The organism is Actinomyces sp. HMSC08A09 (assembly GCF_001807465.1).
Classification (GTDB): domain Bacteria; phylum Actinomycetota; class Actinomycetes; order Actinomycetales; family Actinomycetaceae; genus Actinomyces; species Actinomyces oris.
In genome coordinates this window covers 77,701-97,259 of sequence record NZ_KV789074.1, presented here as the reverse complement: position 1 = coordinate 97,259, position 19,559 = coordinate 77,701, and the positions used below count along the sequence as shown (strand labels likewise).

18 protein-coding genes and 3 tRNA genes are annotated in these 19,559 nt (G+C 68.1%); 10 read left to right on the top strand and 11 right to left on the bottom strand.

All coding sequences use genetic code 11. The features are described 5' to 3' along the window. Window positions 1-3: 3 nt before the first annotated feature. The 3 genes from HMPREF3165_RS00485 to HMPREF3165_RS00475 form a co-directional block, all read right to left on the bottom strand. The gene (locus HMPREF3165_RS00485) at window positions 4-1,458 is read right to left on the bottom strand and encodes an alanine/glycine:cation symporter family protein (protein ID WP_070509957.1); all 1,455 of its coding nucleotides are present in this window, start codon (window positions 1,456-1,458) and stop codon (window positions 4-6) included. After that, window positions 1,455-3,002, bottom strand: a complete 1,548-nt coding sequence (locus HMPREF3165_RS00480) for an alanine/glycine:cation symporter family protein (RefSeq protein ID WP_070509954.1) — start codon at window positions 3,000-3,002, stop codon at window positions 1,455-1,457. The genes HMPREF3165_RS00485 and HMPREF3165_RS00480 overlap by 4 nt, the downstream gene beginning before the upstream one ends. 124 nt (window positions 3,003-3,126) lie before the next feature. Next, on the bottom strand, window positions 3,127-4,914 hold the full coding sequence (locus HMPREF3165_RS00475; RefSeq protein WP_070509951.1) for an oleate hydratase: 1,788 nt from the start codon (window positions 4,912-4,914) through the stop codon (window positions 3,127-3,129). Between the two features lie 152 nt (window positions 4,915-5,066). Here HMPREF3165_RS00475 and HMPREF3165_RS00470 point away from each other — a divergent pair, with 152 nt between their 5' ends. Then, window positions 5,067-7,757, top strand: coding sequence for a DEAD/DEAH box helicase (locus tag HMPREF3165_RS00470; protein ID WP_070509948.1), 2,691 nt, complete (start codon window positions 5,067-5,069; stop codon window positions 7,755-7,757). On the opposite strand, the gene HMPREF3165_RS00465 is transcribed toward HMPREF3165_RS00470, so the two are convergent. From HMPREF3165_RS00465 to HMPREF3165_RS00445, 5 genes are all read right to left on the bottom strand, one after another. Next, entirely contained in the window at window positions 7,754-8,389 is a 636-nt protein-coding gene (locus HMPREF3165_RS00465; RefSeq protein ID WP_070509945.1) for a GyrI-like domain-containing protein, read from the bottom strand. The genes HMPREF3165_RS00470 and HMPREF3165_RS00465 overlap by 4 nt on opposite strands. After that, on the bottom strand, window positions 8,379-8,897 hold the full coding sequence (locus HMPREF3165_RS00460) for a PadR family transcriptional regulator (RefSeq protein WP_070509942.1): 519 nt from the start codon (window positions 8,895-8,897) through the stop codon (window positions 8,379-8,381). The genes HMPREF3165_RS00465 and HMPREF3165_RS00460 overlap by 11 nt, the downstream gene beginning before the upstream one ends. An 84-nt stretch (window positions 8,898-8,981) precedes the next feature. Next, window positions 8,982-9,959: a homocysteine S-methyltransferase gene (gene mmuM / locus HMPREF3165_RS00455; protein WP_070509939.1), complete on the bottom strand. Its 978-nt coding sequence runs from the start codon at window positions 9,957-9,959 to the stop codon at window positions 8,982-8,984. Between the two features lie 106 nt (window positions 9,960-10,065). Continuing rightward, entirely contained in the window at window positions 10,066-10,440 is a 375-nt protein-coding gene (locus HMPREF3165_RS00450) for a YccF domain-containing protein (protein ID WP_070509936.1), read from the bottom strand. Window positions 10,441-10,490: 50 nt separating this feature from the next. Beyond that, complete coding sequence (locus HMPREF3165_RS00445; RefSeq protein WP_004565259.1) at window positions 10,491-11,411, bottom strand: ATP-grasp domain-containing protein; 921 nt, start codon at window positions 11,409-11,411, stop codon at window positions 10,491-10,493. Between the two features lie 181 nt (window positions 11,412-11,592). On the opposite strand from HMPREF3165_RS00445, the gene HMPREF3165_RS00440 reads away from it, so the two are divergent. The 7 genes from HMPREF3165_RS00440 (at window position 11,593) to HMPREF3165_RS00410 (ending at window position 15,236) form a co-directional block, all read left to right on the top strand. Then, window positions 11,593-12,105, top strand: a complete 513-nt coding sequence (locus tag HMPREF3165_RS00440) for a hypothetical protein (protein ID WP_070509934.1) — start codon at window positions 11,593-11,595, stop codon at window positions 12,103-12,105. A gap of 176 nt (window positions 12,106-12,281) precedes the next feature. Next, a tRNA-Lys gene (locus tag HMPREF3165_RS00435) sits at window positions 12,282-12,354 on the top strand. A gap of 48 nt (window positions 12,355-12,402) precedes the next feature. After that, a tRNA-Lys gene (locus HMPREF3165_RS00430) sits at window positions 12,403-12,478 on the top strand. 280 nt (window positions 12,479-12,758) lie between these two features. After that, entirely contained in the window at window positions 12,759-12,983 is a 225-nt protein-coding gene (locus tag HMPREF3165_RS00425) for a hypothetical protein (protein ID WP_176746975.1), read from the top strand. 155 nt (window positions 12,984-13,138) lie between these two features. After that, window positions 13,139-13,615: a thioredoxin-dependent thiol peroxidase gene (gene bcp, locus HMPREF3165_RS00420; RefSeq protein WP_070509931.1), complete on the top strand. Its 477-nt coding sequence runs from the start codon at window positions 13,139-13,141 to the stop codon at window positions 13,613-13,615. 77 nt (window positions 13,616-13,692) lie between these two features. Next, a tRNA-Leu gene (locus HMPREF3165_RS00415) sits at window positions 13,693-13,774 on the top strand. Between the two features lie 109 nt (window positions 13,775-13,883). Next, the gene (locus tag HMPREF3165_RS00410; protein ID WP_070509928.1) at window positions 13,884-15,236 is read left to right on the top strand and encodes an SMI1/KNR4 family protein; all 1,353 of its coding nucleotides are present in this window, start codon (window positions 13,884-13,886) and stop codon (window positions 15,234-15,236) included. Between the two features lie 13 nt (window positions 15,237-15,249). On the opposite strand, the gene HMPREF3165_RS00405 is transcribed toward HMPREF3165_RS00410, so the two are convergent. Together HMPREF3165_RS00405 and HMPREF3165_RS00400 are read right to left on the bottom strand one after the other, a co-directional pair. Further along, window positions 15,250-15,828, bottom strand: a complete 579-nt coding sequence (locus tag HMPREF3165_RS00405) for an STM3941 family protein (RefSeq protein WP_256274618.1) — start codon at window positions 15,826-15,828, stop codon at window positions 15,250-15,252. 234 nt (window positions 15,829-16,062) lie between these two features. Continuing rightward, the gene (locus HMPREF3165_RS00400; RefSeq protein WP_070509922.1) at window positions 16,063-16,356 is read right to left on the bottom strand and encodes an antibiotic biosynthesis monooxygenase family protein; all 294 of its coding nucleotides are present in this window, start codon (window positions 16,354-16,356) and stop codon (window positions 16,063-16,065) included. Window positions 16,357-16,509: 153 nt separating this feature from the next. Between HMPREF3165_RS00400 and rph the strand changes: the two genes are divergently transcribed. Together rph and rdgB are read left to right on the top strand one after the other, a co-directional pair. Then, a complete protein-coding gene (gene rph / locus HMPREF3165_RS00395) occupies window positions 16,510-17,316 on the top strand; it encodes a ribonuclease PH (RefSeq protein ID WP_070509918.1) in 807 nt (268 codons plus the stop codon). Window positions 17,317-17,319: 3 nt separating this feature from the next. Then, entirely contained in the window at window positions 17,320-18,027 is a 708-nt protein-coding gene (rdgB, locus tag HMPREF3165_RS00390; RefSeq protein ID WP_070509915.1) for an RdgB/HAM1 family non-canonical purine NTP pyrophosphatase, read from the top strand. Between the two features lie 30 nt (window positions 18,028-18,057). On the opposite strand, the gene HMPREF3165_RS00385 is transcribed toward rdgB, so the two are convergent. Then, window positions 18,058-19,500 carry a L,D-transpeptidase gene (locus HMPREF3165_RS00385; protein WP_070509913.1) on the bottom strand — a complete coding sequence of 481 codons (1,443 nt, stop codon included), beginning with the start codon at window positions 19,498-19,500 and terminating at the stop codon, window positions 18,058-18,060. Between the last annotated feature and the right edge of the window lie 59 nt (window positions 19,501-19,559).

Here is a 19,559-nt window from a genome sequence, read left to right as displayed (position 1 = left end):
GAATCAGCCCCGCTTCACCACGTCGTCGGGCTCCCAGATGCCGGGGACCACGTCTCCGGGCAGGAGGGAGTTGCCGTGGCCCACGAAGGCGGGCTCGGTGATGCCCCGGGCACGCTGGGACTCGAAGTCCCGCAGAGCTCCAATGACCCAGGGGGCCAGCCGGATGATGACGACGAGGTTGAGCACGCCCAGGAGCCCCAGGGCGATGTCGGACAGGGCCCAGACGACGGGCAGGGTCAGGACGGTGCCGCCGAAGGCCGCAGCGGTCAGGACGATCCCGAAGATCTGCTCGGACCGGCGCTCTCCGCCCAGGAAGTTGACGTTGACCTGGGCGTAGGAGTAACAGCCGAGCACCGTGGAGAAGACCAGGACGAAGATGAGCACCACCATGGGCCAGGTGGTCCAGGCACCCAGGTGCTCGGCAACGGCCTGCTGGGTGAGGATCGCTCCGACCAGGGAGCCGTCGCCGGGGTGATAGGTCTCGGTGGTCAGGAGGATGAGCAGGCCGGTGGCCGTGCACACGAGGATCGTGTCGACGAAGACGCCGAAGGACTGGATGAGGCCCTGTCGCACAGGGTGGGCGACGGTCGCGGTGCCGGCGGCATTGGGGACGGTGCCGAGCCCGGCCTCGTTGGAGAACAGCCCGCGGCGCACGCCGTTGAGCAGCGCCGCGAGGACTCCTCCGGCGGTGCCGAATAGGGCCTGGTTGAGACCGAAGGCCCCTTCGAAGACGCTCCCCAGGACCTCCGGGAGCCTGCCAATGTTGAGGATGATGACCACCAAGGCCATGAGCACATAGGCCAGCGCCATGATGGGGGCCAGCCACTCCGCGACGCGGGCCACGAGCCGGACCCCGCCCAGGACCACGGGGGCAGTCAGCAGGACGAGGAAGACCCCGACCATCCAGGCCGAGACGCTGGGAACGGTGGCGGTGATGACCTGGGCCAGTGAGTTCGTCTGCACCATGACCACCGTCACGCCGACTGAGACGATGCAGATGGCGGCGAAGATCTTGCCCCACAGGGGCGAGCCCAGACCGTTCTTGATGTAGTAGGCCGGGCCCCCGCGGAAGGTGAAGTCCCGGCCGCGCTCCTTGAAGATCTGGGCGAGCGTGGACTCCACGAAGCTGGTGGCCATGCCGATGAGGGCGACGACCCACATCCAGAGCAGAGCACCGGGGCCGCCGGCCACAATGGCCAGGGCGACTCCGGCGATGTTGCCGATGCCGACGCGCGCGGCCAGGCCCACGGCGAAGGCCTGGAAGGAGGAGATGCCGCCCTGCGCACCGGATCGGGACCCGGACAGCGAGTTGACCATGGTGCCGAAGTGGCGCAGCTGAACCAGACGGCTACGTGCGGTCAGGTAGATGCCGGCCAGGATGAGCAGGGCGGTCAGAAGATAGGTGTAGAAGAAGTCGTCGACGGAGTTGAGCAGGTTCTCGATACTGGTGAGGTTCATGCGTCGGCTCCTGTCGAGGCGGCGGGCTGGCTGCTGGCCGGGGTGGCTGCGGGAACGCCGTCGTCGGCGGTGCTGTCCGCCTCGGCCAGGTGGGTCCTCTCGCCGGTCCAGACGTCACCGGGGAGGTCACCGGGCAGGTAGGGGTTGCCCACGCCGCTGAACAGGGGCGCGACTCGTCCCGCCGCGCGCTGGGCGTCCCAGTCCCTGAGCGCCCCCACTCCCCAGCGGGCGAGCCAGATGAGGGCAACCAGGTTGGTCAGGGTCATGACGGCCATGGTGATGTCGACGGTGTTCCACACGACGGTCAGAGAGGCGAGCGCCCCCAGCCCGGTGGAGACCACCGAGACGAGCCGGGGCAGCCACCGCCACTCGGGCCGCTCGGAGATGAAGGTCATGGAGACCTCGGAGTAGGTGGCCGCGGCGATGATGGAGGAGAAGGCCAGGACGAAGATGACGATGGCCATGGGGACGGCCGTCCAGCTGCCGAGGGTGGCGGCGACGGCGTCGGAGGTCAAGGTGCCCGCAGCCTTGGGGGTCAGCGTGCCGGCCTGGACGAGGGCGGGGCTGTAGACGCCGGAGACCAGGATGATGAAGGCGGTCGCGGTGCACACGATGATGGTGTCGACGAACACTCCGAGGGACTGGATGAGCCCCTGCTGGACGGGGTGGGCCACGGTGGCGGTGGCGGCGGCGAAGGGGGCGGTGCCCTGTCCGGCCTCATTGGAGAACAGGCCGCGGCGGGTCCCGTTGGTCAGGGCGGCGATGATGCCGCCGGTCACCCCTCCGGCGAAGGGCACCGGACCGAAGGCCGAGGAGATGATCGTGACCATAATCCCCGGGAGCTGGGTGATGTGGAGGGCGACGATGACAACGGCCATGACCACGTAGACCAGGGCCATGATGGGCGCCATCCACTCGGTGACGCGGGCGACCCGGCGCACTCCGCCCAGGATGACCAGGGCGGACAGCCCCACCAGCACCGCGGCGGCGGCGCTCGGGGGCAGGTGCAGCGGGGAGTCCGGGCCGATGACCCCGGCGACGGCGTTGGACTGGACCATGATGATGGAGAAGCCGCAGGTGAAGATCGTCAGTCCCGCGAAGGCGATTCCCAGGGGGCGGCTGCGCATCCCGCGCGCCATGTAGTAGGCGGGCCCGCCGCGGAAGGAGCCGTCGGTGTGGCGGACCTTGAACATCTGGGCCAGGGTCGCCTCGAAGAAGGCGGTGGCCATCCCGACCAGGGCGACCACCCACATCCAGAAGATCGCACCGGGGCCTCCCAGGATGAGGGCGGCGGCCACTCCGAAGACATTGCCGATGCCCACGCGGGCGGCCAGGGAGATCGTGAAGGCCTGGAAGGAGGAGATGCCTCCCTGAGCCCCGGAACGCGACCCGGCCACCTGGCGGAACATGTCCGGCAGACGGCGGAGCTGCACGAAGCCGGTGCGGATGGTCAGCAGGATCCCGGTACCGACGAGCACCCACATGGTGATGTGGAGCGTGATCCAGTCCGAGACGGCCTCGAGCTGAGCGGCGAGGGCATCCATGGGAGATTCAGCCTTTCACGGTGTCGCGACAGGTGGGGACGGCCCGCATGCTCTCATGAATCGCCCTCGTCGTCATAGCGAGCCCTTGACCGCCGTCCTGCCGAGCCGTCCCCGCCCGGCCCGATCAGGGAAGGATGTCTTCGTAGTACGTGCCTCGCAGGAACCGGTTCAGGACCTTCTCGCCGGGGAGCTTGCCGTCATTCATCGTTTTCGCAGCCGCCAGCAGTGCACGGACGTCGTACTGAGCGGGCCAGATCGGAGGAACGTCTCGGTCGAGGTCGAGCAGCCCGTAGACGGCCATCATCGCCGTGCGTGCCGATCCCTCGGTTGTGAAGACGCAGTCATCGGGCGTCTCAACGAACTGCCCGAGAAGACCGAGATTGACACAGCCATCCGGAATCACCTCGGGCCTGTCCCCAGCACGTCGAGGCATGAAGAAGGAGGTGATGTAGGGCATCGTCGCCAGGCGAACCTTGGTGCGCCTCTTGATCTCCTCGAACTGACCGATCAGGCCGAAGTGGTAGCAGTACTCCTTCAGGACCTCCTCACCGGTGCACTCGATCATCGGCTTACGCACGCAGTTTCCCAGGGCGTGCGGATAGAGACCGTAGGCCCAGGCCACGCCCCAGTCCTTCGGTTGAGCCCGGAACTGGGGCTGACGATTCATGGTCAGTGACAGGCACCAGCCTGAGTCCTCCGCGGTGATGATGCCTCCGGTGACCGTGCGGCCCGACAGGGGATCGTTGCCGGTGAGCTCATGGATCCTCTTCAGGAAGGGGTGGTCGGCCCCGATGAAGCTGAAGGAGGCGGATTCCCACACGGTCTTGTGGGGGTCGGAGCAGAACACGTCAGGGCGGCCGAAGACCGCTGACTTCTTCGCGAGGTTACGCCACAGTGTCCAGGCGCCTCCGGGCTGGTCGGTGAGGAAGGGAGGAACGGTGTCCATATCGCCGTAGCCGGTGGACTCGGTGCACGAGCCGATGGTGGCCAGGACAAGATCCTTCTCGGCGACGTCGATGGTTCCCTCCTGCCCGTCGGTTCGATGGAAACGAATACCGGTGACCACCTTGCGCCCGGAGGTGATGATCATCTCCAGGTCGTCGACACAGGTGTCGTACTGGAAGACCACGCCCTTGTCCTTCAGCCACCGGGTCAGCGGCAGGACGAAGGACTCGAACTGGTTGTAACGGGAGAAGCGCAGGCAGGACAGATCGGAGAACCCGGGGAAGTACTGAAGGAAGCGGTGCATGTACCGCTTCATCTCGGTGAGGGACTCATACTGCTGGAAGGCGAACATGGTCTTGAACAGCGTGTAGAAGTTCGAGGCGAGGAAATCGGCGTCGAACCAGTCCTCAATGGTCTTGCCGTAGGTCGCCTCCTCCTTGGCCATCAGCAGCTTGATGACTGCACGCTGGCCCTTCTTGTTCAGCCCCATCTTGTAGGTGTCCCGACGACGCCCGCGGTGGTGGATCACCCGGCAGGGGTCGATGTTGGGGTCGTTCTCGTTAACCGTGCGGAACTCGTCGAGGACGGTGTAGGGCTCGGGCATCTCCAGCGCCGGGATCTCACGCATGATGTCCCAGAAGCATTCGAAGTGCTGGCCCATCTCCCTGCCCCCGCGGGCAATGAAGCCCTTGTCAGTGTCCCCGGCGCCGTCGAATGAGCCTCCGGGGACGGCGAGCTGCTCCAGGACGGTGATGTTGCACCCCGGCATGCGCCCGTCACGGATGAGGAAGGCCGCGGCCAGCAGGGCACCGATGCCCGAGCCCACGAGGTAGGCCCTGCGATCGGCAATATCGGCCGGCGGCACGGGGTGGTTCTGGGTGTAGAGGCCGAGGTCGTTGTGGACGAACGGGTTCCCGTCCGGTGAGACGGGGTAGGTCCGCTGGTAGGTGGGCACGGTTCGCGTCATAGTCTCCTCCTGGGAGCAGCCGGATGTCACTTGTTGGTATGTTCGTGAACGCCGGCGCGGCGACGGTCGGCCGGTGTGGGGCACTCACACTGTATGCCTGCCTCCTGGGGTCTTGCCCCGCCATCGCGGCACCTCCATGAGAGCATGTCGCCATGACGGCCCCTGCACTGAACGCGATGCTCGACGCCCTCATTCCGGCTGACGATCCCGAGCACGTCCCCGAGCCCGAGGAGGTCTATCTGGCCTTTTCGAACTGGGCGGAGACGACCGGCCGTCCCCTCTACCCGCACCAGGATGAGGCGCTGTCGGAGATCCTGGAGGACCGCCACGTCATCGCCGCCACCCCGACCGGTTCGGGCAAGTCGATGATCGCGCTGGCCGCGCACACCGCCTCCCTGGCCCGTGGGGGCCGCTCCTACTACACGGCCCCCCTCAAGGCCCTGGTCAGTGAGAAGTTCTTCGAGCTGGTGCGCCTATTCGGGGCGGACAACGTCGGCATGGTCACCGGGGACACCTCCATCAACGCCGCCGCCCCGATCATCTGCTGCACCGCGGAGATCCTGGCCAACCAGTCCCTGCGCGAGGGCGAGGACATGGACGTGGACTGCGTCATCATGGACGAGTTCCACTACTACGCCGACCCGCAGCGCGGCTGGGCCTGGCAGGTGCCCCTCCTGGAGCTGCCCCAAGCGCAGATGGTGCTGCTGTCGGCCACGCTGGGCGACGTCTCCTTCTTCGTGCGGGACCTGCGCGAGCGCACGGGCCGCGAGGTCGCCGTCATCGACGACGCCGTGCGGCCGGTTCCGTTGGAGATGGAGTACGTCGTCGAGCCGATCGGTGAGCTGCTTCAGCGCCTGGTGGGGCAGGACAAGGCGCCGGTCTATGTCGTCCACTTCTCCCAGAAGGAGGCGGTGGAGCGGGCGACCTCCCTGCTGAGCGTGGATCTGGCGTCCAAGTCGCGTAAGGCCGAAATCGTGAAGGCGCTCGGCGACTTCCGCTTCGGGGGCGGTTTCGGGGCCACGCTCTCGCGGCTGCTGCGCGCCGGGATCGGCGTACACCATGCGGGCATGCTGCCGCGCTACCGGCGGCTGGTGGAGCGCCTGGCCCGCGAGGGCCTGCTGTCCGTCATCTGCGGCACGGACACGCTCGGGGTGGGGATCAACGTGCCGATCCGCTCAGTGGTCATGACCTCCCTGGTGAAGTTCGACGGCTCCAAGGAACGCCACCTCACCGCCCGCGAGTTCCACCAGATCGCCGGAAGGGCGGGGCGCGCCGGCTTCGACACCCGCGGCTACGTCTCCGTCCAGGCCCCCGAGCACGTCATCGAGAACGCCAAGGCGCTGGCCAAGGCCGGCGACGACGAGCGCAAGCGCCGCAAGATCGTGCGTAAGAAGGCCCCTGAGGGGCGCGTCAACTGGACGGACAAGACCTTCGAGCGGCTGCGCGACGCAGCCCCGGAGACACTGACCAGCCAGTTCCAGGTCACCACCACCATGGTGCTCAACCTCATGGAGCGCGCCGGCGACCCGGTGGCGGCGATGGCGGAACTGCTGGAGCGCGCCCACGAGCCCGAGGCCCAGCGGCGTCGCCACGTGCGACGCGCCCTGGAGATCTACCTGTCCCTGCGCACGGCGGGGGTCCTCACGCATGTCTCCAGCGCCCAGGCCGCCGCCGATGGGCTCCCCCGGTTGCGTCTGGCCGTGGACCTGCCGGCCGACTTCGCCCTCAACCAGCCCCTGGCGCCCTTCGCCCTAGCGGCCATGGACCTGCTGAACGTGGAGGCCCCGGAGCACACGGTCGACGTCGTCAGCGTCGTCGAGGCCACCCTGGACGATCCGCGACCGCTGCTCTACGCCCAGCAGCGCGCCGCCCGCGGCGAGGCGATCGCCGCGATGAAGGCCGAGGGCATGGACTACGAGGAGCGCATGGCCGCCCTGGAGGAGGTCACCTGGCCCCAGCCGCTGGCCGAGCTGCTCTCCCCCGCCCTGGAGATGTACAAGCAGGCCAACCCGTGGATCGCCGAGCACGAGCTGGCACCCAAGTCGGTGGTGCGCGAGATGGTGGAGAACGCGATGACCTTCTCCGACCTCATCTCCCGCTACGAGCTGGGCCGCAGCGAGGGCGTGGTGCTGCGCTACCTGACCGACGCCTACCGGGCGCTGCGCCAGGTCGTGCCCGAGGAGCACCGCACTCCTGAGGTGGTCGAGCTCATCGACTGGCTGGGGGCGCTCGTGCGCGCCGTCGACTCCTCCCTGCTCGATGAGTGGGAGGCGCTCGGTCAGGCGCAGGCAGGCAAGGCCGGCGAGGCCGCCGGCCTGCTGGAGGGCGACCGTCCCGGCGCGGACGACTCATCCGGGGTGGAGCGGGCCTTCGGCGCGGACGAGGACGGGACGGTGGCCTTCACTCGCAACCGTCACGCCTTCCGGGTGGCGGTGCGCCGGGAGATGTTCCGGCGCGTGGAGCTCATGGCGCGCGACGACGTCGAGGCCCTGGGCCGTCTGGACGCCTCCTCCGGCTGGGGCGAGGACCGCTGGGACGAGGTGCTGGGCCGTTACTGGGACGAGTACGACTGGATCGGCACCGACACCTCGGCTCGGGCGATCTCACTGGCGCCGCTCGACGAGGCCCCCGATGAGACGGCCCTGGCGGCCGCCGGGGTCAGTGAGCGCCTGCGCGAGGCCCTGGAGGCCTCCGGCAAGCAGGTGTGGCTGGCCACGCAGGTCCTGGAGGACCCCGACGGCGATCACGACTGGCGGCTGACAGCCCTGGTGGATCTGGCTGAGTGCGACCGGGAGGGACGCGCGGTCGTCCACCTTCTGTCCGTGGGCCCGCAGCAGGGTTAGCCCGCCTCGCTGGCCTCCGCGACGGGCCTCACCGGCTGGCGCAGGACGGTTTTCATCCTCTCCGGTGCCACGCGCCTGGGGTCGCTGAGGTAGATCTCGTGGTGGGGCCCGTTCCAGGTGAGGCCGAGGCGTGGCATGATCTCGTCGTGCAGACGCGCCAGAGTGGGGGCCTCGTCGTCGTAGGTGCCCACGTGGAGGATCTGCAGCGACCTGCCCTCGTTCAGGGAGCGCTCCTTGAGAGCGGAGACGGGCAGCTCCGGCTTCTTGCGCGCCGCCTGCGCCAGCCCCTCGGCGATGTCCTGCGAGGAGACCGCCTCGGGCAGGGGGATCATCATGGTCCAGTCCCACTCCCCCTTGTCACCGGCGACGAAGGCCGCATTGTCGGCGCTCGTCCACAGTCCCTCCAGGGGGCCGACGACGAAGTCATCGCCGGTTCGTTTCTTCAGCACGGCGCGGATCGCGTAGGCGCCCGCGTAGAGCGCCTGGATCGCGGTGGCGTAGGCCGGTGAGGTGTTGGGGTCGCCGTGGCCGTCGATGGCCAGGTAGGTCATGGCCGGTACGTCCACCTCCGTGAAGTCGGCTCGCCCCGGCAGGTACAGGTCCTTGCGGTCCTTCTTGATGTCAGTCCTCATCACTGTCTGCTTTCTTGAGAAGGGATCGGGTCCAGGCGAGATCCGCTTCCTGGCGCAGGATCTCATAGTCGAAGATGGCCAGGGCGTGCTCCTCGTCGACCTGGGCACGCAGGGCGCGCAGCTCATCGAGCCTGCCGAGGAGCGCCTCGGCGCGACGCGCGAGGAGGGCCGCGAGCGCAGGATCGTCGAGCCGGGGGTAGGCGTTGAGCGCCGGGAGCACACCGGCACTGGGCGGGGCCGGGGCGAGGACACGTTCACCGGCGGCCTGTCTCAGCTCGCGGCGCCCGGCCTCGGTCACGCGGAAGACGGTGCGCCGTCCCTGAGAGCTCTGGTCGGGCTCGAGGAGCCCCCGCTCCGACAGTCGCTTGAGGAGGTAGTAGACGGAGGAGAAGGCCAAGGAGGTCCACTGACGGTAGCCGCGCTGCTCAATGACCCGATCGAGGTCGTAGCCATGGCGCGGTTGCTCGGCAAGGAGCGAGAGGAGAACGATGTCGGCGTCGGAGGACATGCCATTACTCTAGCACTAGAGTAATGGCGGGCAAGTCGGTTACCGGGCTGATTCACCGGAGCGGCGAGGTCGAAGGACTCTCGGTTACGGGCAGACCGCGCGGGCGAGCTGGCGGATCTGGGCCGGCCGGGTGCGGCAACAGCCGCCGACGAGCCGGACCCCGGCGTCGATCCACGACGTCGCCAGCTCCGGGATTCCAGCCCCGTCACCTGTGGACTGCCAGGTCTTGGTCGCCGGGTCGTAGAGATCGCCCGCATTGGGGTAGGCCACCAGCGGCTTGCCAGTCGCCGCACGCAGTACCGGAAGCGCGCGGGCGACGACGCCCGGGGCCACACAGTTGATGCCGACCGCGACGACTATCTCCTCCTGCGCCGCCCATGCCGCCGCCTCGGCCAGCGGCGTACCGTCGGCAAGAGTGGCGCCGTCGGTGCGCACCTGGAAGGAGACCCAGCACTCGGCCTGAGGGGCGAGGCCCTTGACCATGGAGGCGAGCGCCCGAGCCTCATCCAGACGCGGAAGCGTCTCCAGGGCAAACAGGTCGATCCCCTCCCCCGCCAGCACCTCGATGCGCGGCAGGTGAACCTCCTGGAAACCGGGGTCCTCAAGGATGTCGATGCCGTAGGCACCGGTGTACTCGCTGCCATCAGCCAGATAGGCCCCATACGGCCCGAGCCCTCCGGCGACGAGCACCGGCTCCTCGGGGTGCTCCTTGCTGAACTGGCGGGCCGCCTCCTTGGCCAGGCGGGCACCGGCTGCGATGACCCGCCTGGCGCCGGCAGCATCCTCCCCGGAACGGACCAGCGCCGGGAGCGTGGCCTGGTAGGTGTTGGTGGTGATGACGCGAGCCCCCGCATCAAGGTAGTCGGAGTGCACCTCGCGCACGACGTCGGGCGCCATGGTGAGCGCACGCGCCGACCACAGCGCGTTGCGGGTGTCGACCCCGCGGGCGTCGAGCTCGGTCCCCATCGCTCCGTCGACGACGACCGGACCTCGGGCCAGCAGATCAGACAGCCGGACCGGCTCTCGCTCGAAGGACGTGGCGGGTACCGAGGACGTTCGCATTGCGACACGGTATCGAATGGCTAGAGACGGTACCGGTAGCGTCTCAGGCATGGACCCGGTTGCACATCACCGAGCCCCCGCCGACGGGACTGTCGCCCGAAGACCCTTAACGGGTCTCGATGATCTGCTTGCCGAAGGGGAAGCAGGTGACGGGGATGAGCTTGATGTTGGCCACGGCCAGCGGGATCCCGATGATGGTGATGGCCTGCGCTACGGCGGTGGTGAGGTGGCCGATGGCCAGCCAGAGCCCGGCGACGAGGAACCAGATGATGTTGCTGATCCCGCTCATGGCGCCGGCCCCGGGGGCCGGAACCACCTCACGCCCGAAGGGCCACAGGACGTAGGCGGCGATACGGAAGGAGGCGACGCCCGCTGGAATCGTGACGATGAGCAGGCAGGCGATCACTCCGAAGAAGAGGTAGCTGAGGAAGAGCCAGAACCCGCCGAAGACGACCCAGATGATGTTGAGCAGCGTGCGCATGGCACCTATCTACCACATCCGGGGACCTCGGGACGCCCGCGCCCACGAGGTCACCAGAAGATGCGCTGAGCGATGGCGTCGGCGAAGTTGTCCAGCGCCTCCGGTGCCGCCCCGAGGTAGAGGCCCGCATCGATCAGCGAGACCTCCATGAGGTAGAAACCGCCCTGACCGTCCCCGACGACGTCGACACGGTTGAACAGGAGCTGGATGTCGCGACCGGAGACCTCCTTAATCAGCGTGTGGATGGCCTTGCGCACCCGCTCACCCCAGAGCCACTCCTGCTCACTGGGCTCGCGCGCCGTGACGATCTCCTCGTGGATCTCGTCGGTGGACTTGAAGGAGGGGTGAAGCATCGGGGCCTTCTCCACCGCGTGGGACAGCACGCCGTTGAAGTAGACCAGGGAGACCTCGCCCTTACGGTCAACCTCCTCGAGGTAGCGCTGGACCATGACGGTGCGCCCGCGGCGCAGGTGGTGCATGGCGTCATTGATTGCCGCAGACCGGGAGGCGGCGTCGGTGGCGGTGTATCGCCCGGTGCCGCGCCCACCCGAGGAGACGGCCGGCTTGACGACGAAGTCACCATGGGCCGGGAAGCGGGTGTGAACCTGGTGCTTGGAGTATCCAGCCTCGGGCTCCAACCACATCGTCGGGATCATGGGGACCCCCCACTCGCTGAGCCGGGTGAGGTAGTGCTTGTCCGAGTTCCAGGTGACGACGTCGGGGTGGTTGGCGAGCCTGGGCACTGACCGGGCCCACTGGAGGAACCGGGAGTAGTTGCCCTTGGTGGCGTAGTCGCGCACGCTGCGCAGCACGACCGTGCCGGACTGGCTCCAGTCGACGTCGGGGTCGTCCCATACGGCAACCCGCGGCTCGATGCCACGCGCACGCAGGGCATCCGGCAGGCCACGGTCATCGTCATCAAGGTGAGGGAAGTCGGCGCAGGTCGCCAGCGTCACGATCGGGTCGCTCATGCGGCCCACGCTACCGCGCGCAGCACCGCGGCGAGAGCCACCGACATGTGACACTGAACCGCGCCCGCACCAGCGAACATGACTACCTACCGGTTGGGGCGACCAGCAGGTCTCCGTTCCGCAACCTTTCGACACCCGCACACTGCTCAGCCCGCGTGTGCGAGGGTGTCACAATGCCGAGGTGACTTCTCAATCCCGCAAGCCGCGCATCACCGCCGCGCAGCGCTACTGGGCATCCATGGCCGCCATCGTCGTCGTGACCATTCTTGCCGCGGGCCTGCTCGGGGGAACCGTCTCGATACTCACCGGCGCCCGCGCTGGCCGCAGCAGCATGTGGGGCGGCATGGTGGTCGCACTGGTCATGTTGGCGGGCTGGACCCTCGGCACCCGGGTGCGCGACCGAAAGAAGCTCGACCTGCCCCTGTGGCACCGTCTCACCGAGGAGCAGGCGGCCACGCTGAAGCAGTACCACCAGTGGTCTCGCACCGGCCGCATCGAGCAGGACGACGACGCCAAGCGCACTTCCGCCGGGCGGAGCGGCCATCGCCGCAGCGGGCGGACTGGCGCTGGCGCATCGAAGGCAGCGCCGTCGAGGGGGTCCTCCTCGACCAGTGCGATGTCGAAACGCGACCGCGCCCGTGCCGCCGACGTGCGCCGTCGCAGGCAAGGCCGCGAGGGCCATTCATCGCACTGAACGGGGACACCGGGCAGCACGCAGCGGCAAGGCGGCCCCCAACCCCACCGCATCCTTGAGACTTGCCGCACAATCGCCTGGTTTCACGGATCCTGACTGGACGAAGCCCTCCTCCATCCGTAAAGTATTCCTCCGTCGCCCAGCGAGCCACGTCGAATGACATCGCTGTGGTGAAAGCACCGCTAGCTCAATTGGCAGAGCAGCTGACTCTTAATCAGCGGGTTCAGGGTTCAAGTCCCTGGCGGTGTACGAGCCTTCCAGCCCTCGGGGCCGGAAGAGCTGGTCACAACTGACCGAGCACCGCTAGCTCAATTGGCAGAGCAGCTGACTCTTAATCAGCGGGTTCAGGGTTCAAGTCCCTGGCGGTGTACCACGAAGGGCACGCGCTTCGCCCGGGATGATCCCGAAGGCACAGCAGAGGCGCATGACGGCGGTCGTAGACAACCGCCTCCGCACTGAGAAATTCTCAGGACGCCACCGTTTCATCGGTTCCTACGCCCTCGTGACCACTGTCTGCAGCGGCGCAACCGGCCGCTGCGCCAGGAGTCTTGACCCGCGCACGCCGGCTCGGCAGGTACGTCCCCGCTTCGGCACGTGCTGCGACCCCAGGCCCCATTGGGCCGACGACGTTGAAGGAAGATGAGGAGATACGTATGACACGCAACATCCACACCATGACCAGCATGACGACTCCGGCCACCGGGCCGGAAGCCACTGACGCCCTGGCCGACGAGGCCGCCATCAGGGAGCTCTTCGCCGCCCGCGCGGAGCTCGCCTCTCTGGGGGCAACCGCCTCCCCCTCGCGCCTCGAGCGGGCGCTGGAGCGCCTGGAGGCGGCGCAGCAGGCCTCGCGGCGAACGCTCGCCCAGGCCGCCTGACCGGCCGGCTCCACCCGGAGCCGGGTCACGGGTCCCGGGCGACTGACGTCCTGAACGTTTGCCAGATCACGAAAGTAAGTCCCCGAATCCACTGCCACAGGCACCGGAGGCGATGCGAGGATAAACGCATCCGCCCAGGAGCCCGAGGAGGACCCATGACCCAGCTCGCCGCCGGTGACCGAGCCCCGGAGTTCGCCCTGCCCGACCAGAACGGCCGCACCGTGACCCTTGGCGACCTTTGCGCCAGCACGGACAAAGGCGTCATCGTCTACTTCTACCCCAAGGCCAGCACTCCGGGATGCACCAAGGAGGCGTGCGACTTCAGGGACTCCTTGGAAGCACTCGAGGCGGCCGGCTATGCCGTCGTCGGCGTCTCCCCCGACCCGGAAAGCGCGCAAGCCAAGTTCTCCGACCGCCACGACCTGACCTTCCCCTTGCTGTCGGACGCTGACCACGCCGTCATGGAGGCCTGGGGCGTGTGGGGCGAGAAAAAGAACTACGGCAGGGTCTACACCGGCGTCATCCGCTCGACCGTGGTGGTGGCCCCCGACGGGACCGTGACGCTGGCCCAGTACAACGTGCGAGCCACCGGTCACGTCAAGCGGCTGCGCGCCGCACTGGGCATGGACTGAGCGGACTGATACGAGCACAACAGCGGTCGCCGCATTCTGCTATCCGGGACCCGGGTCGGTAGAGTAGGCGCCGCACAGCGCGAGTGGCGGAATTGGTAGACGCCCCAGGTTTAGGTCCTGGTGCCTTCGGGCGTGAGGGTTCGAGTCCCTTCTCGCGTACAGATTTCAGTTTCCAGCACCAAGAGGGTCCCCAAATTCTGACAGGAGGCCCTAACTCTTTCGCATGCTCCGACACCTGCCGTTTCCATCGACTTGTTCCGAGGCATCGATGAAAGAGAACTCCTTCGATTCAGGCACCCCCGCATTCGACGTCGTGCTGGCGCAGACGATCGCCAGGCACTTCCGAGGCGCCACGACCGAGACCATCGACGGTACCCAGACGGTCCGGCTGGGCGAGGGCCTGCCCACCATCGACTGCTTCATTGACGAGATTCAGGACCGCGAGCCATACGGCGCGTTCCTCTTCCTTCAGATCAGCGGAGGCGCCTTCGGGGGCAGACCGGTCCTGGTCACGGCCAGCGGCTACGGCTCCAGCCAGCTGGCGTCGGTGGTCACTGCCGGCTGCAACTGGGCCTGTGCCTTCGGCCCTGCCCTGCTGACCGGAATCGGCCGCCCGGACCTCATTGATTCTGACAATCCCGACATCGAGCAGTTCGAGGCCACGGTGGGAGGCAGACGCTACCGGGTGGCCACCGGGCATCTCGACCGCAGCATGAACATGCCGATTGAGGAGGTGGAGGCCTACCGCCGGCGGCTGGGTGGCCCCCGTGCCCTGACCGACCGGGTACTTGCCAGCCCCTTGATTCCCGCCACTCGCTCCGATGAGGTGGTGGCACTGGGCTGCTATGCGGGCATCGGCCCCCACTCGATTACCGAACTCAAGCTCGCCGGCGCCGACTGGCCCGCGGGACGCAGCGTCCTGGACGCGATCCCGCCCGAGCCCGGTGGCCACCGTATGCTCCGGGAGTGGTCGGTACTCACGCCCTTGGAACCTGCACCACCCCTGACCAGGGACGGGCTCCAGCACACCCTCAACCTCATCGCCGCGACCTCCTATGATCCCGGCAGCGAAGCCGGCTGGCTCGGCAGCCGCCACCACGGCATGAGGCTGGGGCCGCCGAACCTGCCTGCGGGACTCTCGCTGCCGGAGGACCTGCGCTGGTTCCTCAGCACCATCGCGGGATCGGGCGCCGGCCCCGGCTATGGGCTGGACATCTACCCGGCCGATGACGGAGGCATCCACCTGGCCGACGCCGGTTGCGGCGCCGAGTGGCGCATGAGCCCCTACGACGGCAGCGTCTGGCTGGACTCACGGGCCTGCGACGACGGTTTCACCCGCGTGGCCCCGAGCTTCATCTCCTGGTACGAGGCCTGGCTCGACCACGCCATCCGCGGCGGCGGCTCCTTCGGGCGGTGGTCCTACCAGGTCGATACCGCCTACAAGATGCTCGAGCAGAGCGCCGCCGAGTTCGGCGTCGATCGCCTCCCCGAGACTGTCACCCGGGTGAAGATCCAGACCCCGACCAAGGCCTTCGGCCCCTGCCACGCCTGCCAGCTCGTCTACTCCCGGTGCGGGGTACCGGCGTCGGTCTTCGTCACGGCCCCCTCCCCGGCTCCCTGAGTCACCGAGGGGACTAGACGCCACCCGGTGCGCCGTAGAACTGGTGCGCCTGTTGAAGCAAGACCAGCAGGTCCTCCTTACTGCCCTCCAAGGTGCCAGGAAGGTAGACGCGCTCCTCCTTGCCCATCCCACGGTCGGCAACCTCATTGATCTGCTGGCTCAGCTGGGCTGTGGTCGGGTCCTGACGGCGCATCTGCTGTCCCAACGGCGTCAGGGTGTAGCCGATCACCAGCTGTGCTTGTGTGCCACTGTCGGGAGTGACTTCCTGCCCGAAGAACTCGGCGATATCCGCCCAGCGTGCCGACTCATTGACGATGTTGCGCCGTTCCAGACGCAGCCCCTCAGGCGTCACCACCAGCCGACTGCGGAGGATGATCTTCCTCATCATGCCGGGGATACCGATGACACCGAAGAAACCGATACAGGCGATGCCAGCGAGCATGTAGAGGAGCGGGGAGCTCGACTGATTCGCGATCAGAATGATCCAGACCCCCAGCGCGGTGAAGCCGACGCAGCCCAGAAGGCTTCCCCAGAGACGCATCGGGGACTCCGGAATAACGAGCATCCCGGTGCTGCGCAGCTGCTCGCTCATCTGACGAACTCGTCCGGTATCGACTCCCACGTGGCTCGTCTCCTTACTCCTCATCGGTACGACGGATACGCACCCCACCCTAGTGACCTCACGATGGTGAGGGGCCATATCCGACCAGGAATTCACCCGAAGAGCTGATTCCCGCCTTGCGTCTCGGGAGGCGGAGTCGCCGGGCGTAAGTGCAGTGATCGGTTCCCTCCCCATTACCGCACTTACGCCCGGCGACGTCCTGAGTCACTCCTCGTGCTGGACGACCTCGAAGCCGAGGACCTCCACGCTCATGCCCCGGCGCTTGTCGTCCTCGTGCCCACCGGCGGGCCGCGCCGCACTCCAGCGCTCGTAGTCCTCGCGCCTGTCCCACCGCGTCACCACGAAGTAGCGGTCCTCCCCGACCAGCGGGCGCAGCAGCTCGAAGCCCTGGAAGCCCTGCGAGGCGTCAACGCCTCGCTTCCGTGCGGCGAAGCGCTTCTCGATCTCGGCCTGGGCGCCCTCGGGGAAGGTCAGTGCGGTGATGTTGACATAGGTCATAGGTGTTCTCCTCTGTGTCTCCGTCAGCTCCCGGCCGGAAGCAGGCATCGCGAAGAACGCTACCGCCTGACCGCCGTCGCGGACTACAGACATTGGGCATCCCGCGGTGCTGAGGCGCCCCGAGACCGGATGGCCGCCGGGTAGCCTGAGCCCATGACAACTGTCCCCTTCACCCGCAAGGACGGCCGCGCCGTCGACGAGCTGCGCCCCGTGACCATGACCCGCCACTGGCTCGACCACGCCGAGGGATCGGTCCTGGTGACCTTCGGACGCACCCGGGTCCTGTGCGCCGCCTCCTTCACCGAGGGCGTCCCGCGCTGGCGCAAGGGCAGTGGCGAGGGCTGGGTGACCGCCGAGTACGCCATGCTCCCCCGGGCCGGCTCGGAGCGCTCCGGCCGGGAGTCCGTGCGGGGCAAGGTCGGTGGCCGCACCCACGAGATCTCTCGCCTCATCGGCCGCAGCCTGCGCGGCATCATCGACGTCGCCGCACTGGGTGAGAACACGATCGCCCTGGACTGTGACGTGCTGCAGGCCGACGGCGGTACCCGCACCGCGGCGATCACCGGCGCCTACGTGGCCCTGGCCGACGCCGTCGCCTGGGGCACTCAGCGCGGCCTCGTCAAGGCCCGCCCCGGCAAGCCGGTACTCTCCGACTCCCTGTCGGCCATCTCGGTGGGGATCATCGACGGCGTCCCCTGCCTCGACCTGCCCTATGAGGAGGACGTGCGCGCCCAGACCGACATGAACGTCGTCCAGACCGGGGACGGACGCTTCATCGAGGTTCAGGGCACCGCCGAGCACGCCCCCTTCGACCGCTCCGAGCTCGGAGAGCTGCTCGACCTGGCCGCCACCGGCAACAGCCGCCTGGCGGCGCTCCAGCGCCAGGCCCTGGCCGGCCCCAGCGGTGAGCCCTTCACCGTGTCCTCGGCGGACTCCTCGCCCCAGTCCACGCAGGCCTGAGCCGTGAGTGCCTCATCAGACGCCGACGGCGCCGCCCCGCTCACAGGCCGGGTCCAGGTGCCCGCCGGGGCCCGCCTCGTCCTGGCCACCCACAACGCCGGCAAGCTGGCCGAGCTGCGACAGATCCTGACGCCGCTCGTGCCCGGGCTGGTGCCCGAATCCGTCATCTCGGCCGCCTCCCTCCAGGCGCCTGAGCCGGTGGAGGATGGCCTGACCTTCACCGACAACGCTCTGCTCAAGGCCCGGGCGCTGGCTCGGGCCACGGGTCTGCCCGCGGTCGCCGATGACTCGGGCCTGTGCGTCGACGTCCTGGGTGGGGCTCCGGGGATCTTCTCGGCGCGCTGGAGCGGCCGGCACGGGGACGACACCGCAAACCTTCAACTGCTCCTGAACCAGCTGGCCGACGTCGCCGATCCGCACCGCGGCGCCCGCTTCACCTGCGCCGCGGTCCTGGTCCAGCCGGCCTCCGGCGGGCAGGCGGAGCAGGTCACGACCATCGAGCGCTCCATGGAGGGGCGCCTGGTCCACGCTCCTCAGGGTGAAGGAGGCTTCGGCTACGACCCGATCTTCGTGCCCGTCCAGGAGGATGCACCGGGCGGTCAGGGCCGGACCACCGCCCAGATGACTCCTGAGGAGAAGCACGCCGTCTCCCACCGGGGACAGGCCTTCCGCGCCCTGGCACCGGTCCTGGCCGACGTCCTGGCCGACTGAGCCCACGAGGGAGCCGTCAGTGAAGCGCCGTCAGTAGTGTGTCACCACGGTGGTACCGATCTCGGACCACTGCCAGATCGCCTGAGCGTCCGGCACCGGGATGTTGATGCAGCCGTGCGAGGACTCATCCGTGCCGATACCGAGCTCCTTGACCCAGGGGGCGCCGTGGAGGGCGTAGCTGTCGTGCCAGTAGCTCACCCACGGGACCCCTCGTTCGCAGTAGGGCCACTCGGGGGTGCAGCCCATGTCCTGCGCCTGGTAGCGCAGATAGATCTTGTAGGTGCCGGTGACGGTCTCGTGCCCGACACCACCGTGGTTGATGAGAATCGGCCCGTAGACGACCTTCTGGCCCTCGTAGGCGGTCAGCGTTGAGTCGGTGAGGTTGACATCGACCCACTTCTCCCCCGCCTTGGCCTGGTAGGCGAAGCGCTCCGGCCCGTTGGGCACTACCCGGTTCTCGCTGGAGTGGGGCACCTCGTTCCAGCTGATCTGTTGGCTGACGCTCCGGCCCTGGCCGAGTCCCTGGACCAGCGCCGTCGTGGCCGGCTCGATGTTGCCTGCCTTCCTCCCGGCCTTGCCCGGGCGGGCGAGCTGGAGCACCGTGCCGGCTGAGTCGACGTCGTTGATGGCGTTGACCGGTGTGCGCTCCTCCGGCGTGCTCAGTGAGGTCACCCAGGCCCTGACCCTCTCCTGGGAGACCGTCGGCACGATGCGGCCCTCCTTGATGGGGAAGTCGATCCATGAGGCCTTCTGAGCCTTGGAGGCGGTGTGCGCGGCGCCGTCGACCATCAGCTGGAGCTCGGCGTCCAGCAGTGCCGTTGCCGACTGTGCGACCGAGCTCGCCTCCTGCGCGCTCACCGTGGGCTCGGTCCGGCGGATCGACACCGGCGCCGTATGGTTCTTCGCCAGCTCGCGTGCGGCGACGTCGAGCGCCGCATCAAGATCAGCGGGGTCGATGGCGTTGCCGGCTCGTCCCGATGAGGCGGTGAAGCCGCCGCTGCCCTCATTCCAGGTCACGGCCGGCTCGACGACGTGGTCGCGCAGCGTGCTACTCAACTGCGACACCAGCGCGGCGCGGGCCTCCTGGTTGACCACATACCGCACCGCCACCTGCCGTGTCCCCACGATGCCGTGCATGTGGGTCACCAGTGACCCCGCCCCGGACACGGCGGCCTCCACGGTGGCTCGGGCATCGACCTGGGCGATCTGGGTGAGCGGAACCGTGGTGGGGGTTCCGTCGACGGTCAGCGTCAGTGACGCCGATGCGGCCCGCTGAAGCACGAGCGCGGTCAGGGTCGACCGGTCCATTCCGGTCACGTCCTGGCCCATGAGGATGGTTCCGCGCGGGGCCCGCCCCTCGTGCCTGTGGAGGTAGACGACCGATCCGCCCACCGTTCCTCCCAGGATGAGGAAGACGGCGATCAGGACGCCGACCCACCGGTGCGGTCGACGTCGGCTGGCGCAGTGGTGCATGGCGCCAAAGTACGAATGGTGGGGTTGTCATTCCATAAAGACAACTGAAGACAAGCGCC